20 protein-coding genes are annotated in these 19452 nt (G+C 70.8%); 10 read left to right on the forward strand and 10 right to left on the reverse strand.

Going from position 1 to position 19452, the window contains the following annotated elements; all coding sequences use genetic code 11:
* Positions 1 to 113: 113 nt before the first annotated feature.
* The 7 genes from AQJ54_RS14570 (at position 114) to AQJ54_RS14600 (ending at position 5844) form a co-directional block, all read left to right on the forward strand.
* A complete protein-coding gene (locus tag AQJ54_RS14570; RefSeq protein ID WP_030315065.1) occupies positions 114 to 1187 on the forward strand; it encodes an aromatic ring-hydroxylating oxygenase subunit alpha in 1074 nt (357 codons plus the stop codon).
* Positions 1184 to 1417 (forward strand): hypothetical protein, encoded by a 234-nt coding sequence (locus AQJ54_RS14575; protein WP_062237641.1) that lies wholly within the window; start codon positions 1184 to 1186, stop codon positions 1415 to 1417. The genes AQJ54_RS14570 and AQJ54_RS14575 overlap by 4 nt, the downstream gene beginning before the upstream one ends.
* Positions 1414 to 2352 carry a PDR/VanB family oxidoreductase gene (locus tag AQJ54_RS14580; protein WP_062237643.1) on the forward strand — a complete coding sequence of 313 codons (939 nt, stop codon included), beginning with the start codon at positions 1414 to 1416 and terminating at the stop codon, positions 2350 to 2352. The genes AQJ54_RS14575 and AQJ54_RS14580 overlap by 4 nt, the downstream gene beginning before the upstream one ends.
* Positions 2353 to 2478: 126 nt before the next feature.
* Positions 2479 to 3447 carry an ABC transporter substrate-binding protein gene (locus AQJ54_RS14585; RefSeq protein WP_062029100.1) on the forward strand — a complete coding sequence of 323 codons (969 nt, stop codon included), beginning with the start codon at positions 2479 to 2481 and terminating at the stop codon, positions 3445 to 3447.
* On the forward strand, positions 3444 to 4217 hold the full coding sequence (locus AQJ54_RS14590) for an ABC transporter permease (protein ID WP_062237645.1): 774 nt from the start codon (positions 3444 to 3446) through the stop codon (positions 4215 to 4217). The genes AQJ54_RS14585 and AQJ54_RS14590 overlap by 4 nt, the downstream gene beginning before the upstream one ends.
* Positions 4214 to 4993: an ABC transporter permease gene (locus tag AQJ54_RS14595; protein ID WP_062237647.1), complete on the forward strand. Its 780-nt coding sequence runs from the start codon at positions 4214 to 4216 to the stop codon at positions 4991 to 4993. The genes AQJ54_RS14590 and AQJ54_RS14595 overlap by 4 nt, the downstream gene beginning before the upstream one ends.
* A 26-nt stretch (positions 4994 to 5019) precedes the next feature.
* Positions 5020 to 5844 carry an ABC transporter ATP-binding protein gene (locus AQJ54_RS14600; protein ID WP_211278534.1) on the forward strand — a complete coding sequence of 275 codons (825 nt, stop codon included), beginning with the start codon at positions 5020 to 5022 and terminating at the stop codon, positions 5842 to 5844.
* Here the strand turns inward: AQJ54_RS14600 and AQJ54_RS14605 are convergent.
* The 7 genes from AQJ54_RS14605 to AQJ54_RS14635 form a co-directional block, all read right to left on the reverse strand.
* Entirely contained in the window at positions 5813 to 7954 is a 2142-nt protein-coding gene (locus tag AQJ54_RS14605; protein WP_248845355.1) for a discoidin domain-containing protein, read from the reverse strand. The two genes, AQJ54_RS14600 and AQJ54_RS14605, sit on opposite strands and share 32 nt — an antisense overlap.
* 54 nt (positions 7955 to 8008) lie before the next feature.
* On the reverse strand, positions 8009 to 9589 hold the full coding sequence (locus tag AQJ54_RS14610; RefSeq protein ID WP_062237651.1) for a glycoside hydrolase family 13 protein: 1581 nt from the start codon (positions 9587 to 9589) through the stop codon (positions 8009 to 8011).
* 29 nt (positions 9590 to 9618) lie between these two features.
* Complete coding sequence (locus tag AQJ54_RS14615) at positions 9619 to 10479, reverse strand: carbohydrate ABC transporter permease (RefSeq protein WP_062237653.1); 861 nt, start codon at positions 10477 to 10479, stop codon at positions 9619 to 9621.
* Positions 10476 to 11429 carry a carbohydrate ABC transporter permease gene (locus tag AQJ54_RS14620; RefSeq protein WP_062237655.1) on the reverse strand — a complete coding sequence of 318 codons (954 nt, stop codon included), beginning with the start codon at positions 11427 to 11429 and terminating at the stop codon, positions 10476 to 10478. The genes AQJ54_RS14615 and AQJ54_RS14620 overlap by 4 nt, the downstream gene beginning before the upstream one ends.
* 5 nt (positions 11430 to 11434) lie before the next feature.
* Positions 11435 to 12784: an ABC transporter substrate-binding protein gene (locus tag AQJ54_RS14625; RefSeq protein WP_062237656.1), complete on the reverse strand. Its 1350-nt coding sequence runs from the start codon at positions 12782 to 12784 to the stop codon at positions 11435 to 11437.
* Between the two features lie 110 nt (positions 12785 to 12894).
* Positions 12895 to 13890: a LacI family DNA-binding transcriptional regulator gene (locus AQJ54_RS14630; RefSeq protein ID WP_207917424.1), complete on the reverse strand. Its 996-nt coding sequence runs from the start codon at positions 13888 to 13890 to the stop codon at positions 12895 to 12897.
* A 112-nt stretch (positions 13891 to 14002) separates the two neighbouring features.
* Positions 14003 to 14653, reverse strand: coding sequence for an MmyB family transcriptional regulator (locus AQJ54_RS14635; RefSeq protein ID WP_062237660.1), 651 nt, complete (start codon positions 14651 to 14653; stop codon positions 14003 to 14005).
* Between the two features lie 224 nt (positions 14654 to 14877).
* Here AQJ54_RS14635 and AQJ54_RS14640 point away from each other — a divergent pair, with 224 nt between their 5' ends.
* Positions 14878 to 15534 carry a helix-turn-helix domain-containing protein gene (locus AQJ54_RS14640; RefSeq protein ID WP_062237662.1) on the forward strand — a complete coding sequence of 219 codons (657 nt, stop codon included), beginning with the start codon at positions 14878 to 14880 and terminating at the stop codon, positions 15532 to 15534.
* 32 nt (positions 15535 to 15566) lie between these two features.
* A complete protein-coding gene (locus AQJ54_RS14645; protein WP_062029749.1) occupies positions 15567 to 16097 on the forward strand; it encodes a hypothetical protein in 531 nt (176 codons plus the stop codon).
* Between the two features lie 11 nt (positions 16098 to 16108).
* Here AQJ54_RS14645 and AQJ54_RS14650 read toward each other — a convergent pair whose 3' ends face one another.
* Positions 16109 to 17131 (reverse strand): alpha/beta fold hydrolase, encoded by a 1023-nt coding sequence (locus AQJ54_RS14650; RefSeq protein WP_079069861.1) that lies wholly within the window; start codon positions 17129 to 17131, stop codon positions 16109 to 16111.
* Positions 17132 to 17342: 211 nt separating this feature from the next.
* Between AQJ54_RS14650 and AQJ54_RS14655 the strand changes: the two genes are divergently transcribed.
* Positions 17343 to 17582, forward strand: a complete 240-nt coding sequence (locus AQJ54_RS14655; RefSeq protein ID WP_020135527.1) for a hypothetical protein — start codon at positions 17343 to 17345, stop codon at positions 17580 to 17582.
* Between the two features lie 172 nt (positions 17583 to 17754).
* On the opposite strand, the gene AQJ54_RS14660 is transcribed toward AQJ54_RS14655, so the two are convergent.
* Positions 17755 to 18525 (reverse strand): 4'-phosphopantetheinyl transferase family protein, encoded by a 771-nt coding sequence (locus AQJ54_RS14660; protein ID WP_248845356.1) that lies wholly within the window; start codon positions 18523 to 18525, stop codon positions 17755 to 17757.
* A complete protein-coding gene (locus AQJ54_RS14665; RefSeq protein ID WP_062237664.1) occupies positions 18522 to 19382 on the reverse strand; it encodes a metallophosphoesterase family protein in 861 nt (286 codons plus the stop codon). Before AQJ54_RS14665 ends, AQJ54_RS14660 begins: the two co-directional genes overlap by 4 nt.
* Between the last annotated feature and the right edge of the window lie 70 nt (positions 19383 to 19452).

Consider the following 19452-nt stretch of genomic DNA (forward strand, 5'->3'; position numbering starts at 1 on the left):
ACCGCTGTCCGACCGGGGTTCACCCTTCTCCTTCCGTGAGACGGAAGCGGTGTTGCCCGGCCCCGGCCGCCGCCAAGACGATGCCACCACCACGACAGACGGGAGCCGCAACGATGCCGCACATGACCGCCTTCGCCAGGAACCAGTGGTACGTCGCCGCCTACAGCCACGAGGTCGGCCGCGAGGAACTGCTCGGACGCACCGTCCTCGGCGAGCCGCTCGTCTTCTACCGGACCGAGGAGGACGGCACACCCGTCGCCCTCGCCGACCGCTGTGTGCACCGCCGGTTCCCGCTGCACGAGAAGCCCAGCCGGCTCGACGGCGACAAACTCGTCTGCGGCTACCACGGGTTCACCTACGACACGACGGGCACCTGTGTGTACGTGCCGGGCCAGAAGCGCGTCCCGCGTACCGCCCGGGTCGCCTCCTATCCCGTGGTCGAGCAGGACTCGCTGGTCTGGGTGTGGATAGGCGACCCGGCGCTCGCCGACGCCGACACCATCCCCCGCGCCCGGCACCTCGACTCCCCCGGCTGGGTCACCGTGCGCGGCATGGAACCCATCGACGCCGACTACGGTCTGCTGGTCGACAACCTCCTCGACCTCTCCCACGAGACCTATCTGCACGGCGGTTACATCGGCACCCCCGAGGTCGCCGAGACGCCGATCACCACGGAGGTCGACGAGGGCGCCGGCATCGTCCGGGTGAGCCGGCACATGGACGACGCCGCGTGCCCGCCCTTCTACGCGAAGTCCACCGGCATCGAGGGCCGGATCACCCGCTGGCAGGACATCGAGTACCACGCTCCCTGTCTCTACCTGCTGCACAGCCGCATCGCCCCGGTCGGTGTGCTGCCGGAGGCGGACGGCAGCGACCCGAACGGCTTCCACACCGAGATCACGTACGCCATCACACCGTCCGCCGACGGGCACGTGTACGACTTCTGGATGGTCTCGCGCGACTGGGCGACCGAGGACACCGAGGTCACCGAGTTCCTGCGGGGCAACAACCACACGGTGGTCATGCAGGACGTGGACGCCCTCAACCTGCTCCAGCGGACGCTCGGCACCGAGCGCGCCGGCTACCAGGAGCTCAGCATCAACATCGACACCGGCGGTCTCGCCGCCCGCCGTATCCTCGCCCGTCTCGTCGAGGAAGGCGACAAGCCCGTGGAGAAGGTCCTGTGAGTGCCGGACCCACCGGGGAGATCTACCGCATCGACTGGCTGCCGGGCACCGACACCCTGCACGGCACCTGCCACTGCGGCCGCGAGCACACCGCGCAGGACCCGATCGAGATGTGGGAGTGGATGCTCGCCCACCCGCAGGGCCACGAGCCGCCCGCATCCGGACCACAGGGACACGAGCCGCGCGGCGGTGAGCCGCGAGGAACCGAGCCGCGAGGACACCGTTCATGAGTGACGCGTACGAAGCCGAACTCGTCGTCGAGCGCCGCGAATCGGCGGCCGACGGCGTGCTGGCCCTCACCCTGCGCCACCCGCTGGGCGAACCGCTCCCGGCCTGGGAGCCCGGCGCCCACATCGACGTGCTGCTCGGGCCGGGCCTGGAGCGCCAGTACTCCCTGTGCGGCGACCCCGCCGACCGCGCCCGGTGGCGGATCGCCGTGCTGCGCGAGCCGGTCGGGCGCGGCGGATCGGCCCATGTGCACGAGCAGGTGAACCAGGGCGACAAGGTACGGGTGCGCGGTCCCCGCAACCACTTCGCCCTGCGGCCCGCACCGCGCTACCTCTTCATCGCGGGCGGCATCGGGATCACCCCGATCCTTCCGATGCTCGCGGCCGCGGAGGCCGAGGGCGCCCAGTGGAGCCTGCTGTACGGCGGGCGCACGCGCAACTCCATGGCGTTCACCGAGGAGTTGAGCCGCTACGACGACCGCGTCACGGTGGCCCCCCAGGACGAGACCGGCCTGCTGGACCTGCCGTCCGTGCTCGACGGCGTCCCCGAGGGCACCCTCGTCTACTGCTGCGGGCCCGGCCCGCTCCTGGACGCGGTGGAGCAGCGCTGCCCGGCCGGACTGCTGCACGTGGAGCGGTTCGCGCCGAAGGAGCAGGAGGAGGGCGAGAACACCGAGTTCGAGGTGGAGCTGGCGCAGACCGGCACGACGGTCACCGTCCCCGCGGACGTGTCGGTGCTCGACGCCGTGCGCGCCTCCGGAGTGGAGGTGCTGTTCTCCTGCACCGAGGGCACCTGCGGCACCTGTGAGACCGACGTCCTCGAAGGCACCCCGGACCACCGGGACTCGGTGCTCACGGACGAGGAGCGGGAGGCCGGGGAGACGATGATGATCTGCGTGTCCCGGTGCCGGGGCAAGAGGCTCGTGCTGGACCTGTAAATCCCTTGTTTTCTCGACCAGTTGCTCCGGATTCCGGTCGATGATCTGGGCCTGCGTGACGGTGACGTTGTACCGTGCGGTCTGCGCACAGCCTGTCGGAACGACGAAGTCTGCACAGGAGGAGCCATGCGTCGAATCCTCACCGCCCTGGCGGCCGGGGCGTTACTGGTCACCGGGTCCGCCTGCGGTTCGTCCGACGGCTCGGCGGACCCGGACCCGGGATCGTCCGGGGGCACCACCACCGTCAGACTCGGGCTCATCCCCATCGTCGACGTCGCGCCGGTCTATCTGGGCCAGAAGAAGGGCTTCTACGACAGGCGCGGGCTGAAGCTCCAGATCTCGAAGGCGTCCAGCGGCGCGGCGATCGTCCCGGGGGTGGCCGGCGGACAGTTCCAGTTCGGGTTCTCCAACGTCACCTCCCTGCTGATCGCCCGCAGCAACGGCGTCCCGGTCAAGGCGGTCTCCAACGCCATCGCCTCAACGGGCGTGGCGGGCAAGGACTTCACGGGCGTCGCGGTGAAGAAGGGCAGCGCGATCGGGTCGGCGAAGGACCTGGAGGGCAGGAAGGTCGCCATCAACGCCCTCAGGAACATCAACGAGTCGGCGGTGCGCGAGTCGGTCCGCAAGGACGGCGGCGACCCGGACAAGGTGAGCTTCGTGGAGCTCCCCTTCGACCAGATGCCGGCCGCGCTCGACGCCGGCCAGGTCGACGCGGCCTGCGCGGTCGAGCCCGCCCTGGCCACCATCAAGGGCCAGGGCGGCCGGGTGATCGCCTCCCAGCTGGTGGACGTGGCCGCGAACACCACCGTCGCCATGTACTTCACCTCCGAGCGGTACCAGCAGCAGAACCCCGACGTGGTGAAGCGGTTCCAGCAGGCCACCGCCGAGTCCCTCGCCTACGCCGACGCGCACCCGGACGAAGCCCGGCAGATCGTCACGACGTACACGAAGATCCCGGCGTCGGTGCTGGAGCAGGTGATCCTGCCGAAGTGGCCGGCCGAACCGGACAGGGCCTCGATCGAGGCGCTGGCGAAGCTCGGTGAGAAGGACGGGTTCTTCAAGAAGACCCCCGACGTGGACGCGCTCCTTCCGTGAGGCTCCAGAACACCCTGCTGGGTACCGCCGGACTCGCGGCCTTCCTCCTCCTGGGCGAGGCGGTGCCGCGGCTCGGCGTGGTCAAGGAGGAGTACTTCCCGCCGACCAGCCGTATCGCCCGCGCCCTCGCCGACGAACTCTCCGACGGCGCCTTCTGGACCGCCCTCGGCGACACCCTCACCGGCTGGGCGCTGGGCCTGGCCGTCGCCACCTGCGCGGGCATCGTCACCGGTGTCCTCCTGTCGGTCGTGCCGTACCTGCGCGAGGCAACGGCGTCGACCATCGAGTTCCTGCGCCCGATCCCCTCCGTCGCCCTGATCCCGCTGGCCGTGCTGCTGTACGGCAGCGAACTGCGCTCGGTGCTGATCCTCGTCGTCTACGCCGGCTTCTGGCAGGTCCTCGTCCAGACGCTCTACGGTGTCCAGGACGTCGACCCCGTCGCCGACGAGACCGCGCGGTCGTACGGCCTCGGCACCTGGGCGCGGATCCGGCACGTGCTGTGGCCGAGCGCGCTGCCGTACGTCTTCACCGGTGTCCGGCTGGCCGCGACCGTCGCGCTGATCCTCGCCATCACCGGTGAACTCGTCATCGGGGCGCCTGGGTTGGGCGCGCGGATCGGGGTCGCGCAGAACTCGCAGGCGGTGCCGGAGATGTACGCGCTGATCGTGGTGACCGGTCTGCTGGGGCTGCTCGTCAACGTGGGCGCGCGTACCGTGGAGCGACGGGCGCTGGCCTGGCACCAGTCGGTGCGCGGGGAGGTGGCGGTGTGAAGCGGATCGCTCGCCGGCTGGTCCTCGTGCTCGCCCTGCCCGCCCTGTTGTTCGCGGGCTGGTGGCTGGCGTCGGCGAACAGCACCGACGTCTTCTGGCCGCCGCTGCGCACGATCCTGAAGACCTTCCCTGACGTGTGGACCGCCGAGCGGCTGCGCGACGACGTGCTGCCCAGCCTCTGGCGGCTCACGGCCGGTTACGCGCTGGCCGCCGTGGCCGGGGTGGCTCTCGGCACCGTGATCGGCTCCTACCGGCGGGTGCGGGCGGTGTGCGAACCGGTCCTGGAGTTCCTGCGGGCGATCCCGCCGCCTGTGCTGATCCCGGTCATCATGCTGTTCGCGGGCATCGGCGACACCATGAAGGTCACGGTGATCGCGAGCGGATGCGTCTGGCCGATCCTGCTCAACACGGTCGAGGGCGTCCGCGCGGTCGACCCGGTGATGCTGGAGACCGCCCGCACCTACGGCATCTCCGGCCCGTCGCGCCTGCGTCACCTGGTGCTGCGCTCGGCGAGTCCGCAGATCTTCGCGGGTCTGCGGCAGGCGCTGTCGATCGGCATCATCCTGATGGTCATCAGCGAGATGTTCGCGGCCAGCAACGGCATCGGCTTCACCGTCGTCCAGTTCCAACGCAGCTTCGCGGTACCGGACATGTGGACCGGGATCATCGTGCTCGGTCTGCTCGGCTGTCTGCTCTCCGTCGTGTTCCAGCTGGTCGAGCGGCGGGTCCTCGCCTGGTACCACGGCCTGCGCGCTGCGGCCCGGCGGTCCCCGTGAGTTCCCCGAACGCGAAAGGGCGGTCCATGCAGGAACTTCTTGGCGTATCCGGCCTGAACAAGGTCTACGCGGGCTCGGGGCGCCGGGTGGAGGCGGTCCGCGACCTCACCTTCACCGTCGAGGCGGGCGAACTGGTCTGTCTGGTGGGCCCGTCGGGCTGCGGCAAGACGACCCTGCTGAAGTGCATGGGCGGTCTGCTCACCCCGACAGCGGGCGAGGTCCGCCTGGCCGGCCGGAAGGTGACCGGGCCCCCGCCCGGCATGGCCTTCGTCTTCCAGGAGTACGGCCGCAGCCTGTTCCCGTGGATGCGGGTCGCCGACAATGTCGAACTCCCCCTGAAGCACAAGGACTTGACCAGGGCCCGACGCCGTGAGCTGGTCGCCGACGCACTGGAGTCGGTCGGTCTCCCGGACGCGGCCGGCGCCTACCCGTGGCAGCTCTCCGGCGGTATGCAGCAGCGGGTCGCCATCGCCCGCGCGCTGGCCTACGAGCCCGAGGTCCTGCTGATGGACGAACCGTTCGCGGCGGTGGACGCGCAGACCCGCGCCGACCTGGAGGATCTCGTACGACGGCTGTGGCGCGAGCGCGGCATCACGATCCTGTTCGTCACCCACGACATCGACGAGGCGGTCTACCTGGGCGAACGGGTCATCGTCCTCTCGGCCTCGCCCACGGTCGTGCGGGAGCAGCTCAAGGTCGATCTGCCCGAGGAGCGGGACCAGGTGCACACCCGGGTGGCCCCGCGCTTCGCCGAACTGCGCACTCATGTGTACGAGCAGATCCAGGCGGCGAAACGCGGGGCCGGGCAGGACGCCGTGGTCACGGAGTCGAGTACGCCTCCACTTCACTGAACTGCCCCGCGGGCCAGCCGGTGTTGGCGCTGACGGAGAGGCGGAGGTACCTCAGACTGGTGCCCGCCGGCAGGGAGACGGTGGCCGTGTTGCCGGTCGCGGGGTCGAAGCGGTAGGCCTGCGCGCCGACGACCGTGGCGTAGCTTCCGCCGTCGGTGCTGCCGAGCACGGTGACGGTCTGGGTGCGCGCGCCCCACGCCGAGGACGGGGGCAGCTTCAGCACGAGACGTCGTACGGTCTGGCTCGCACCGAGGTCCACGGTCCAGGACTGCGGGAAGGCGTTGTTGGCCGACTCCCAGTAGCTGTTCGGGTCACCGTCCACGGCCTTGCCGGGTGTGTAGACGTCCTGGGAGCCGGTCGCGGTGGCGGGACGCCCCTTGGCGAGGTTGCGGTTCGGGTCCGGTTCGGGGTTGCCCTGGCCGGGCTGGGGCCAGGTCGAGCAGTCCGACCAGGTGCTGTTCCAGCCGGAGTTGCCGCCGCCGTCGGTGAGGGCGAAGGTGCCGGAGTTCGCCGGGTAGGGGCAGTTGTAGATCCCGGCGGAGCCCACCGACGTGGCCGTGACGTTGCGGAAGCTCGCGGCGCCCTGGGCCTCCGCCTGCACGACGACCGTCCCGGTGTTGCGGACGGTGGCGCCGTCCACGGTGACGTTGCGGACCGGGTAGCCCTGCCCGCCACCCGAGACGAACTCGAAGGCGCTGTAGGGGCTGTCGGTGATCGTCGTGTTGGTGATCCTCACGGTGGCGTTGACGGCGCTGTCGTACGAGTCGACCCGGAGCGCCCCCATGGGGTGGTTCCAGTTGGGGTTCATCGCACCGGTGCGGACCAGGGTGTTGCCGTCCACCGTGATGGTGCCGGCGAGGGGGAAGAAGGGGTCGAGGAACTTCTGGTTGGAGATCGCGATGCCGCTGCCGAGGGCGTTGGTGTCGGAGACCAGGTTGTTCCTGACCGCGATGTCGGTGCCGCCGTAGATCGCGATGCCGTTGGCCAGGTTGGGCTGGGTGATGGTGTTGTTCTCGAAGCTGCTGTCGGTGTCGGGTGCGTACAGGGACCACATGGCGAGGGCGTCGTCGCCCTGGTTGCGCAGGAAGTTGTTGCGGACGCGGACTCCGCGCGCGTTGCCGTTGAGGTTGAGGCCGTCGGCGGTCATGTCGAGGAAGCGGTTGTTCTCGACGACGAGGTTGTCGTTGTTGCCCGTCAGCCACAGGCCGACCTTGAGGTGCTGGAGCCACATACCGGACACCGAACTGCCGGTTCCGAGGGAGCCGTTGACGAAGTTGTCCGGGCTGGAGTCGACGCGTTCGGTGACCTCGCCGACGACCGCGAAGTCCTTGATGTGGACGCCGCCCGAGGAGCCGGTCTGGTCGATGAAGCGGGAGGTGTGCACGACCGAGTGCCAGCTTCCGGCGCCCTGGAGCGTGACGTTCTGGACGCCGCTGAGCGAGGAGGTCAGCCGGTAGTCGCCCGGCGGAATCCAGACGACTCCCCCTTGCGCGGCGGAGATCGCGTCCCGGAAGGCCTGGGTGGAGTCGCCGTTGCCGGTGGGGTCGGCGCCCTTCGAGGTGACCGACACCGAACCGGCGGGCTGACCGGCGGCTCCCGCGACCTGCTCGAAGTCGGCCACGTCGACGGTGACCTGGGTGCCGGTCGACTCGAAGGCGACCTTGTCGCCCGCCTGGAGGTTCTGGCCGAGCAGCAGGCGGGCGTTGTCGTAGAAGTGGTGCGTCCTGGCGCCGGGGATCCAACCGGTGTCGATGTAGGAGTACTTGGAGGTGACGGGGACGGTCCTGGCGAGCCGGGTCCCGTTGACGTAGACGTTCAGGGTGCCGGACTGGCCGTCGGGGACGCTGTAGGCGAGGTTCACGGCGTTGGCGGCGCGCGGCACGGTGAACTCGACGCGCTGACCGGCGGTGATCCGTACGGCCTGCCGGCCCGACGCCTCCGAGGCGAGCGTGCCCTGGGTGTAGTCCGGGCCGATCCTCGTGCCGGTGGTGGTGGCGGACTCGGCCTCGACGGAGGTGAAGGGGAGGGTGGCGCCGGCGGCCGCGTGGGCGGAGGGGGCGATGGCGGTGAGCAGGCCGGTGGTGAGGGCCACGGTGATGGCTGCTGACATGCTCCTGACAGATCTGTGCATGTGCTGATCCCTTCCTGTGGGGGTGGTGCGGTCTCAGCTCCGCAGCCAGACCGCGGTGTCCTCGGGCAGTCGGCCCCCGTCGTCCAAAGGCCCACTGGCGAGCAGCAGTTCGGCGTGGTCGGGCAGCTCCACGGACGCGGTGCCGAGATTCACCACGCACCGGACGCCGTCCGCGCGGGTGAAGGCGAGCACGTCCTCGGGGGCCGGAAGCCAGGTGAGCGGTCCGTGGCCGAAGACCGGCCGAAGGCGGATCGCCTGCCGGTAGAGGGCGAGCATCGACGCGGGGTCGGCGGCCTGGCGGTCGGCGGCGTACGCGGCCCAGCCGTCGGGCTGCGGCAGCCAGGGCTCGCCCCCGAACCCGGCGTGCGGGGCGTCGGCCGTCCACGGCAGGGGCACCCGGCACCCGTCCCGCCCCGGGTCCGCACCGCCCGACCGGAAGTGCATCGGGTCCTCGATCCGCTCGCGCGGGATCTCCGCCTCGGGCAGGCCGAGTTCCTCGCCCTGGTACACGTAGACGGCCCCGGGCAGGGCGAGCGAGAGCAGCGCCGCCGCGCGGGCGCGCCGGGTGCCGAGGGCGAGGTCGCTCGGGGTGCCGAAGGCCTTGGCCGCGAAGTCGAAGCCGGTGTCGGTGCGGCCGTAACGGGTCACCGTGCGGGTGATGTCGTGGTTGCACAGGACCCAGGTCGCGGGGGCGCCGACCGGGGCGTGCTCGGCGAGGGTGGTCCTGATCGAGGTGCGCAGCCGCTCGGCGTCCCAGGGGCAGGACAGGAAGGAGAAGTTGAAGGCGGTGTGCAGTTCGTCGGGGCGCAGGTAGCGGGCGAAGCGCTCGGTGTCGGGGAGCCAGACCTCGCCGACGAAGACTCCGCCGTACTCGTCGGCGACGGCCCGCCAGGACCGGTAGATGTCGTGGAGCTCGTCGCGGTCGACGAAGGGGTGCGGGTGGGGGGCGGTGGCGAGGTCGGGCAGGTCCGGGTCCTTGGCGAGCAGGGCGGCCGAGTCGATGCGGACGCCGGCCACTCCGCGCTCGAACCAGAACCGCAGGATGTCCTCGTGCTCCTGGCGGACCGCCGGGTGGGCCCAGTTGAGGTCGGGCTGCTCCGGGGTGAACAGGTGCAGGTACCAGTCGCCGTCGGGCAGCCGCGTCCACACGGGCTGGGTGGAGCCGACGAACTGGGACGGCCAGTCGTTGGGCGGCAGTTCGCCGTGCAGGCCACGACCGCGCCGGAAGTGGAACAGCTCGCGTTCGGGGCTGCCGGGACCCGCCTTCAAGGCCGCCTGGAACCAAGGGTGTTGGTCGGAGACATGGTTGGGCACGATGTCGACGATCGTCCGGATGCCCAGTTCCCGCGCCTCGGCGATGAGTTTCTCCGCCTCGGCGAGGGTGCCGAAGGACGGGTCGATCGCACGGTAGTCGGCGACGTCGTAACCGCCGTCCTTCATCGGGGAGAGGTACCAGGGGTTGAACCACAGGGCGTCCACGCCGAGTTCGGCGAGATACGGCAGCCTGGCGCGGACCCCGGCGAGGTCCCCGGTGCCGTCTCCGTCACCGTCGGCGAAGCTGCGGACGTACACCTGGTAGATGACGGCGGAGCGCCACCAGTCCTGCTGTGCCACGGAGCCTGCCTTTCTGCGGAGGGACGGGGTCAGCCCTTTGTGCCGCCCGCGCTGATCCCGGCGACGATGTGCCGCTGGAAGACGAGGAAGAGCGCGACCATCGGGATGCTGGCGATCACCATCGCCGCGATCAGCACGGTGAGCTGGATGTTCTGCGACAACTGGACCAGTGCCACGCCGATGGGCTGCTTGTCGGTGTCGGAGAAGACCATCAGCGGCCAGAGGAAGTCCTGCCACACGGCGACCAGCGCGAAGATCGACACCACCCCGAGGACGGGCCGCGACAGGGGCAGCACGATCGACCACAGGACCCGTAGCTTCCCGGCCCCGTCGATCTCGGCGGCCTCCAGCACGTCGCGCGGGAGCTGGTCGAAGAACCGCTTGAGCAGATACAGGTTGAAGGCGTTGGCGACCGCCGGCAGCCAGATCGCGAGCGGGTCGTTCAGCAGCCCCAGGTCGGCCACCGTCAGGTACTTCGGTACGACCAGGGCCTGGGCGGGGACCATCAGCGTGGCGAGGATGCCGCCCAGGATCACCTTGCCGAAGGCGGGGTTCAGCCGGGACAGGGCGTAGGCGGCCGCCGTGCACAGGACCAGCTGGAACGCCCAGGCGCCGGCGGCCTGGACCACCGTGTTCCACAGGTGCTGCGGGAGCTGCATCAGCTGCCAGGCGTCCTGGTAGCCGCCGAGGTGCCACCGCTCGGGGACGAGGGTGGGCGGGGTGCGGGCCACCTCGTCCGGTGACTTCATCGCGCCGGTGACCATCCAGTACACCGGGAAGAGGAAGGCGAGCGCGAAGAGGACGACGACCGAGGTGAGGACGGTCCAGTAGACGGCCTTGCCGCGGGGGCGGGCGAGCGCCGCCGGGGAGATCAGGGTGCGGGTGGTCATCCGAGGTCCCCCTCCGCGGACCGGGTCAGGCGCAGGTACCCGGCGGAGAAGGCGCCCAGGAGCAGCAGGAGCATGACGCTCAGTGCGCAGGCACCGCCGAAGTCGTTGTAGAGGAAGGCGTACTTGTAGATCAGGTAGAGCACGGTCACCGTGGCGTTCTCGGGGCCGCCGCCGGTGATCACGAACGGTTCGGTGAAGACCTGCATGGTCGCGATGATCTGAAGGAGCATCAGCATGAGGATGGCGAACCGGGTCTGAGGGATCGTCACATGACGGATGCGCTGGAGGAGGTTCGCGCCGTCCAGTTCGGCGGCCTCGTACAGCTCGCCCGGGATGGACTGGAGGGCGGCCAGGTAGATCAGGACGGTGCCGCCCATGGTGGCCCAGGTCGCCACGATCACCAGGGAGACGAGCGCGGTGTCGGTGCCGTTGGACCAGTTCGAGGTGGGCAGGTGGAGCAGGCGCAGTGCCTCGTTGGCGAGGCCGGCCCCCGGGTCGTAGAACCACTTCCACAGCAGGGCGCTGACCACCGGCGGGATCATCACCGGGAGGTAGACCACGACCCTGAAGAACGCCTTGGCGTGCCGGAGTTCGTTGAGGACCAGGGCCATGACGAACGGGATCGCGAACCCGATGAGCAGGGCCAGCAGGGTGAAGGTGAAGGTGTTGCGCCAGGCGGCGGCGAACTCCGGGTCGTGCCAGACGCGGGTGAAGTTGGCGGTGCCGACCCACTCGGGGTCGGAGCCGGGCGTGTACTTCTGGAAGGCGATCACGACGGCACGGATCGCCGGATACCAGGAGAAGAGGGCGAAGCAGAGCAGTCCGCCGAGGAGGAAGCCGTGGGCACGGGCCTGGTCGGCGAGGCGGCGCCGCCTCCGGTCCCCTGCGGGAGTCGGCGCCTGGATCGGGGGGACGGCGACTTCGTGGAGCCGCTCGGCCGTCTTCGTCATGGCGGTCAGCCCCGGGCCAGAATGCCGTCGATCTTGGTCGAGGCGTCTTCCAGGAGCCGGTCGATGTCGGCGTCCTCCTTGGTGAGGACGGCGGAGACGGCACCGTCGAGGACGGAGTAGATCTGCTGGGCGTGCGGGGGCTCGATCTTCATGTCCAGGCTCTGGTTGCCGTCGAGGAAGGCCTGGTAGTTCTCCACCGGAACATTGGCGTTGGCCTTCTTGACCTGCTGGTCCTTGGCGTCGGCGGCGCCGGTGAACAGACGCGGTTCGGGCAGGCCGACCGGGGCGTCGGCCTTCCTGGCGCGGGCGTAGTCGCCGAGGAAGCCCGCTCCGGGGGTGAGGAACATGTGGTCGAGCCACTTCAGGGCGGCCCTGATCTGGTCGGGGCTCGCCTTCTTGTTGACCATGTAGCCGTCGCCGCCGATGAGCGTGCCCTTGCCGCCGGGCATCGGGGCGAGGGCGAGGTCCTTGTAGTCGCCGCCCTTCTCCTTGACCAGGATCGGGATGTTGTCCGGGGCGGAGAGGTACATGCCGAGCTTGCCCGAACCCATCAGCTGCTGGACGTCGTTGATGACGAGGAGCTGCTTGCTGCCCATCGAGTCGTCGGTCCAGCGCATGTCGTGGAGGTTCTGGAGGACGGCACGGCCCTCGGGGGTGTCGACGGTGGCCTTCTTGCCGTCGGCGCTGACGACGTCGCCGCCCTGGGAGTACAGCTCGGCGGTGAAGTGCCAGCCGCCCTGGTTCTGGGCGCTGTAGTCGGCGTACCCGACGGTGCCGTCGCCGAGCGCGGCGATCTTCTTGGCGTCGGCGCGCAACTCCGCCCAGGTGGCCGGGGGTTGCTCGGGGTCGAGGCCCGCCTTCTCGAAGAGCTTCTTGTTGTAGATCAGGCCCATGGAGTAGCCGGTGCGGGGGATGCCGTAGACCTTGCCGTCGACGGTGTAGATGTCGCGGAGTTGCTGCTGGAGGGTGCCGTAGCTCTTCAACTCCTTGACGTACGGAGTGAGATCGGCGGCCTGGTGGATGTCCACGACGTGCCGGGCGTCGGTGAAGTACGTGTAGAAGACGTCCTCCATCTGCCCGCCGGCGAGCTTGGCGTCGAAGGTCTTGGGGTCCTGGCAGGGGAACGCGTCGTGGGCGACGACGTCGATGTCCGGGTTCTGCTTCTCGAAGGACGCGATGTCCTGCTCGAAGAAGCGGCGGTCGACCTCGGCGCTCTTGGGTGGCATGCAGTTGACCGTGATGCGGGTCTTGCCGCCGGCGGAGTCGTCCCCGCCGGACCCGCAGGAGGTCAGGGCCAAGGCGAGCGAGCTGACGCTGAGCGCGACGAACGTACGGCGGAACCCGGTGCTTCTCATCGGTGGACCCCTCTGGGCAGGAGCGGTGGGCGGGGCACACTCAAGCACCGGCGACATCCGTCCGCAAGATGTCGCGCACAATCTGAAATTATTTGACAGTCAGGTGGATCTCAGGAGCGGGGCGGCGGTGCCGTCGAGCCCCGCACCACCAGCTCGGGCTCGAACAGCAGCTCCTCGCGCGCCACGAAACCGCCGCTGATCTGTGTGTTCAGCAACTCCACGGCCGCCCTGCCCATGGCCTCGATGGGCTGCCGGACCGTGGTGAGCGGAGGCTCGGTGCAGTTCATGAACGCCGAGTCGTCGTAACCGACGACCGAGACCCGGGAGGGCACGTCCAGGCCCTTGCGGCGGGCGGCCCTGACGGCGCCGAGCGCCAGCGGGTCGCTGGCGCAGATGATGCCGGTGACGCCCCGGTCGATGAGCCGGGAGGCCGCCGCGTGTCCGCCCTCGATCGAGAACATCGCCCGGGCGACCTGCTCGTCGGGCAGGTCCCCCACGGCCCGCGCGGCGGCCAGCTTGCGCGCCGAGGGCACATGGTCCTCCGGCCCCAGCACCAGCCCGATCCGCTCGTGCCCCAGCGAGGCGAGGTGCCGCCAGGCCTGCTCCACCGCCACCGCGTCGTCGCAGGAGACCCCGGGGAAGCCGAGGTCCTCGATGGACGCGTTGACCAGCACCACCGGGATCCTGCGCTCGGCGAGCAGCCGGTAGTGGTCGTGCGGGGCGTCAGCCTGCGCGTACAGCCCACCGGCGAAGACGACCCCGGACACCTGCTGTTGCAGCAGCAGCTCCACGTAGTCCGCCTCGGACACCCCGCCCTTGGTCTGGGTGCACAGCACCGGCGTCAGCCCGAGCTGGGCCAGCGCTCCCCCGATGACCTCGGCGAACGCGGGGAAGATCGGGTTCTGGAGCTCCGGCAGCACCAGTCCCACCAGCCGGGCCCGCTCGCCGCGCAGCTGCGTGGGCCGCTCGTAGCCGAGCACGTCCAGCGCGGACAGCACGGCCTGCCGGGTGCCCTCGGACACCCCGGGCTTGCCGTTGAGCACCCGGCTGACCGTGGCCTCACTGACCCCGACCTTCTTCGCCACCTCGGCAAGTCGTCGCGTCATGCGCGCAAGAATAGCGCAAGAAATGCAAGCCGCTTGCGTAACGCCGACAGGCGGAGAACGTGCGCGATGACTGACGAGGCGCCGTCGGCGACCTGAACGCCGACGGTGCCCGTCAGGCCTCGGGGGCGGGCACCACCGTGAGGTGGCCGGCGGCGCGGCGCGGGCGGCGCCGGGCGCCGGCCGGGCGGAGCACCAGGGTCAGTCTGGTGCAGCCGAGTTCACGCAGCGTGGGCGGGGTCTCGTCGACGACCCGGCAGTCGGTGGCACCCCACCGCGGATCGGGGTGCACCAGGGGGCGTACGGAGCCGTCGTGCTCCACGGCCTGCTCGCCGACCGCGCGGATCCAGTGCGGCAGCCCGTGCCGGTAGGCGGCCTCCATGATCGGGTCCTGGGCGATGTCCCGCCGGATCACCTGGAGCCCGTGGTCATGGCCGTACCGCTCGACCGCGGCGGCGAACTGCGCGAGCATCGGCAGACACCAGCGCGATTCGTGCTCCCCGAGAACGGAACTCGCGTCCGGATGGAACAGGACGAAGCGGAGGAAGTTGTCGCCCGGCATGGCCGACGGATGCGGACCCACGGCACGGAAAAGTGACGCGAAAGCGGTGTTGGCGAGAACGACGTCCCAGCGGTGGTCGAGGACGACGGACGGGAAGGGGACGGCTTCCAGGAGCGTGGCGTAGTCCTGAAGGTACGCCTGGGCTTCGAGCCCCTCGGGGCCCGGCCGCGGTTCCGACGGCTGCCCACCTGCCTGATGTGCCATCGGGAGGTCACCCCTCTTGCCTATGCGGCCTTCACGCGGCGCCTTGATCCTGCTTCCCCGTCAGGAGGCGTGTCAACTATCGTGGCATTCCATGGCGGTTGACGGCTGAAATTGGCCACAGTTGTGGCGAGACCTGGATGTGAGTTCGAACAACGGGCTACTCTCCGGGAAGTTCACGGCGAGGGCCTGTGAGAAGTCGGGTGAGAGACGTAGGAGATCTGTCGGTGTCGGATGGCTTCGAGAGCCCGGACGACGCGGCAACGGTCGTACTGACGGCCGTCGTCGCCCGCGTCACCGCACTCGCCGACCGGCTCGGCGTCCCGCACGCGCAGGTCTTCGACACCGGGCGGCTGTCCGTGGCCTCCGGCGTCCCCGAGCCCGTCGTCAAGGCGCTGCTGAGCGGACGCCCGGCCGGCGAACCGGACGTCCAGGCGCGGTTCCTGCAACGGCTCGACCTGCTGCGCCGCACCCGGCTCAAGCCGGGCGGCCGCAAGTACACCCAGCAGGAGATCGCCGACGGGGCCGGCATGTCCCGGCAGCAGGCGGGCGCGCTCATCAACGGCGACCGCCGCCCCACCATGGAGCACTGCGACGCCATCCAGCGGTTCTTCCGGGTGCACGCCGGGTTCCTCACCGCCGAGGACCCCGAGGCGCTCGCGGGCGCGCTCCAGCGCACCGAGCAGGAGCTGCTGCACAAGCTCGCCGACCGGGAGCGGGAGGCCGCCGCGGCCGCCCACGACCCGCTGGAGCGGCTGCTCCAGGACCACGGCGTCCGGGGGATCGCCTGGCGGGCCGCGCAGCTGCCCACCGACCAGCACCGTGACAAGGTCGCCGAGTGGCTGGACATGCTCCTGGAGAGCGTCAAGCGGCCCGAGTCCTGATCCGGGAGACAACTGTGGGCATCGGTAAGCACATGCGCCGCCTCAGCGGCGAGTTGGTCGCGGAGCTGGAGCTGACCGCACCGGCCCGGCCCGAGCACCTGTACGGCGCCCTGTGCGAGGCGATGAGCAGACGCCGGGGCCGCCCGGTCCACTTCCGTACGGCACCCTTCCCGCCCGGCACCGCGAGCGGACTCTGGCTCGACATGGCCGACCAGGACCTCGTCGTGATCGAGGAACGCACCGCGCCCGACCACCAGTTGGTGATCCTCGGCCACGAGCTGTGGCACATGAACGCCGGTCACTGCTCCCACCACGTCGAGGGCGCCGCGGTCGCGGCCCGGCTCCTCCACGACGACGCCGACCTCCAGGCCACCGTCCGCAAGGTCGCCGCGCGCAGCCGTTTCGAGCTCGCCGACGAACGGGACGCGGAGAGCTTCGGTCTGCTGCTGGCCAGCAAGTGCCGGACGCTGCTCTCGGGTTCGCCGCTGCGGGGTCCGGCGCAGCGGGACCGTCTGGCGGGGCGGATCGAGGCGTCCCTCGGCTATCGCGGGCCCCAGGGCTGAGATTCGCCCCCTCACGTGGCGCTGCGTTCGCTCGCCTCCCTCAGGTCCCGTTCCACGGCACGCGCGCGTGGGCCGTCCGGCCGTCCCTCGCGCAGCAGCTCCCGCCAGTGCTCCCGGCTCCAGTGCGCCGGGCCCGTCGTGGCCGTGAACTCCTCGACCAGCGAGACGAAGCGGGCGGGATCGGTGTGGAACGGGAAGTGGCCCGCGCCCTCGAAGATCTCCAGGCGGCTGCCGGGCATCGCCTCGTGGGCGCGGTGGGCGTGCCGTACGGGCACCACGCTGTCGCGGTCGCCCCACAGCAGCATGGTCGGCATGCCCTCGGTGAGGTAGCAGCGGTCCAGCATGGTCACGACCTGTCCGCGCCAGTCGACGACCGCGCGCAGGGTGCGGATGAAGGCGTTGCGGGAGGTCTCGTCGGGGAGCGCGTCGACGAGGTTCAGGATGTCCGGCGCGTCCTGGCCGAGATCGGTGTCCAGGAGCTTCATCAGGCCCACGGCGAGGCCCACTTGGAGCCGCATTCCGGGCAGCCGCAGCGCCGACAGCATCAGGTGCGCACCCGGCAGCGAGACCAGCCGCAGCACGGGGTTGACCTCGCGGCCCACCCCGCCCGCGCCGACCAGGACGAGCCGCTCGGTGCGCTCCGGGAACTGGTAGGCGAACTGCATGGCCACACCACCGCCGAGCGAGTGCCCGACCAGGGTGGCCGACTCGATGCCCAGGGTGGTGAGCAGATCCCGCACTCCGTTGGCGTACGCGGCGACCGAGTAGTCGGCGCGCGGCTTGTCGGAGTCGCCGTGGCCGAGCAGGTCGGGGGCGATCACGGTGTGGGTGCGGGCGAGCGGGGGGATCAGGTCCGCCCAGGTCGCCGAGGAGTCCCCGATGCCGTGCACGAGCACCAGTGCCGGGCCGTCACCGGCCATGCGGTAGGCACGGCGGTAACCGTGCACCACGCGGTACCGCAGCTCCGGTGCGGCGTCGCCCACCGGGCGCAGCCGGACGGCGCGCACCGGGCGTGCGCGCGGGTCGTCGACCACGCGCCCACCTCCCTCCGTCTCACCGGCCGCCGCGGGGCGGCCGAAAGCCCTTCCTCCCAGCGTAGGACCCCTTTCCCCAGGGTGATTTCGGGGAGGTTTCGCCTCCGCTAAGCGGGCGAACGACGGGGCACGGAGACCGGATTGTCAGTGGTGGACGGCAAGCTGGAGACACACAGCCGTATGTCCGACCACGACTTGGGGAGAGCCGCCGATGCCCACCGCCGTACTGACCGACCGTGAGCGCACCGCCGTCCAGGCGTATCTGCGGCTGCTGCACACGGTCCGAGCCGCTTTCGACACCGCGTCGGGTCCGCCCGACACCGCCCGGCCACCGGTGGTCCCGCCGGCGGTCCTCGCCGAGGCCGAACAGGCCCTGGCGGACGCGGGCCTCGCGGGCAACGAGGAGGAGTTCTTCAGGCTGCTGCGGGGTTGGTGCCCGCCGGAGCCATAAGGGCGTCCGCCCCGGAACCGTGGGGGCGTCGGGGGCGATGCCGTGCCGCGCCCTCAGCCGTGCCGCCCGCTCAGGCGTGCCGCCCGCTCAGCCGTGCGGCACGGTCAGCCGTGCGGCACGGTCAGGCGTGCGGCACGGTCAGCCGTGCGGCACGGTCAGCCGTGCGGCACGGTCAGGCGTGCGGCACGGTCACGGAGGTCGCCACGAGACCGTCCTGGACCGTCCAGCGGCCCTCGAAGGCTCCGCGGCGCACACCGCCCACCAGCGGGCCGGGCACGAGGAGTTCGGCGCGCAGGGTGCCGCCGGGAGGCCCCTCGGGGTCGACGTGGATCGCGATGTCGGCCTCGGAGAAGTCCAGCCACTTGCCGGTGAGGGGGAACCACGCCTTGTAGACGGACTCCTTGGCGCTGAACAGCAGCCTGTCCCAGTGGACGGCGGGGTGCTGCCCGGCCAGCTCCCGCAGCCTGACCCGCTCCCCCGGCAGGGACACGCTCTCCAGCACACCCTCCGGGAGCGGACCGTGGGGTTCGGCGTCGATGCCGAGGGACGCCAGGTCCGCGGCCCGGACCAGGGCCGCGGCGCAGTAGCCGTCGCAGTGGGTCATGCTGCCGGTGAGACCGGCGGGCCAGCGCGGGGCACCCCGTTCGCCGGGCAGCAGCGGCTGCGGCGGCACACCGAGCTTCTCCATGGCCCGCCGGGCGCAGGCACGCACCAGGGTGAACTCCCGGCGGCGCTTGGGAACGGCGTGCGCGACGAGCGCGGCCTCCTCGGGGTACAGCCCCGCGTGCCCGGCCTCCTCGGGGTACAACCCTGCGTGCCCGGCCTCCTCGGGGTACAGCCCCGCGTGCCCGGCGTCCACGGAGTACAACCCGGCGTCGTCCCGCTCGTCGGTGCCGTAGGCCTCGACGGCGACCACCGGGGCCGGCAGGAGTTCCTCGATCACCGTGCGCCCACCTCCCCGGGCACGATCCGGCGCGGCCTGCCCGGCGGTTCGGGCCGCTTGCGCCACTCCCGTGGGTAGCCCACCGACACCTCCTCGAAGCGCACCCCCTCGTGCCAGGTGGTCCGGGGGATGTGCAGATGGCCGTAGACCATCGTCTCGACGCGGAAGCGGCGGTGCCAGTCGGCGGTCAGCGTGGTGCCGCACCACATGGCGAACTCGGGGTACCACAGGACGTCCGTGGGGTGCCGGTCCAGCGGGTAGTGGTTGACGAGGACCGTGGGCAGGTCGTCGGGGAGCGCGTCGAGCCGGCGCTCGGTCTCGGCGACCCGGGCCCGGCACCAGGCCTCGCGGGTCGGGTACGGGTCGGGGTGCAACAGGTACTCGTCGTTGCACACGATGCCGGTGCCGTGGGCGTACTCCAGGCCCTGTTCCTTGGTCGTGCAGCCGGCCGGCAGGAACGAGTAGTCGTAGAGCAGGAAGAGCGGGGCGACGGCGACCGGGCCGCCGGGGCCCTCCCAGACCGGGTAGGGGTCCTCGGGGGTGAGGACGCCCAGGTCCCGGCACATCGCGACGAGGTGCTCGTAGCGGGCGACCCCACGCAGGGTGACGGTGTCCTTGGGATGGGTCCACAGTTCGTGGTTGCCGGGGGCCCAGACGACCTGGCGGAAGCGGCCGGCGAGGGTTTCGAGGGCCCACCGGACGTCGGCGACGGTCTCCGCGACGTCGCCGGCCACCAGGAGCCAGTCGTCGTCGGTCCCGGGACGCAGCTCCTCGACGAGGGCGCGGTTCTCGGGGTAGCCGATGTGCAGATCGCTGATGGCCAGGAGCTGTGCCGCGGCACCGGCCGTAGACGTCACCTCTCGCCCCCTCCGAGCACCGAGTGGAACCACGACAACACATTTGGTTTCCCGGTACAAGAGTGAACCG

This window comes from Streptomyces griseorubiginosus (genome assembly GCF_001514195.1).
Classification (GTDB): domain Bacteria; phylum Actinomycetota; class Actinomycetes; order Streptomycetales; family Streptomycetaceae; genus Streptomyces; species Streptomyces griseorubiginosus.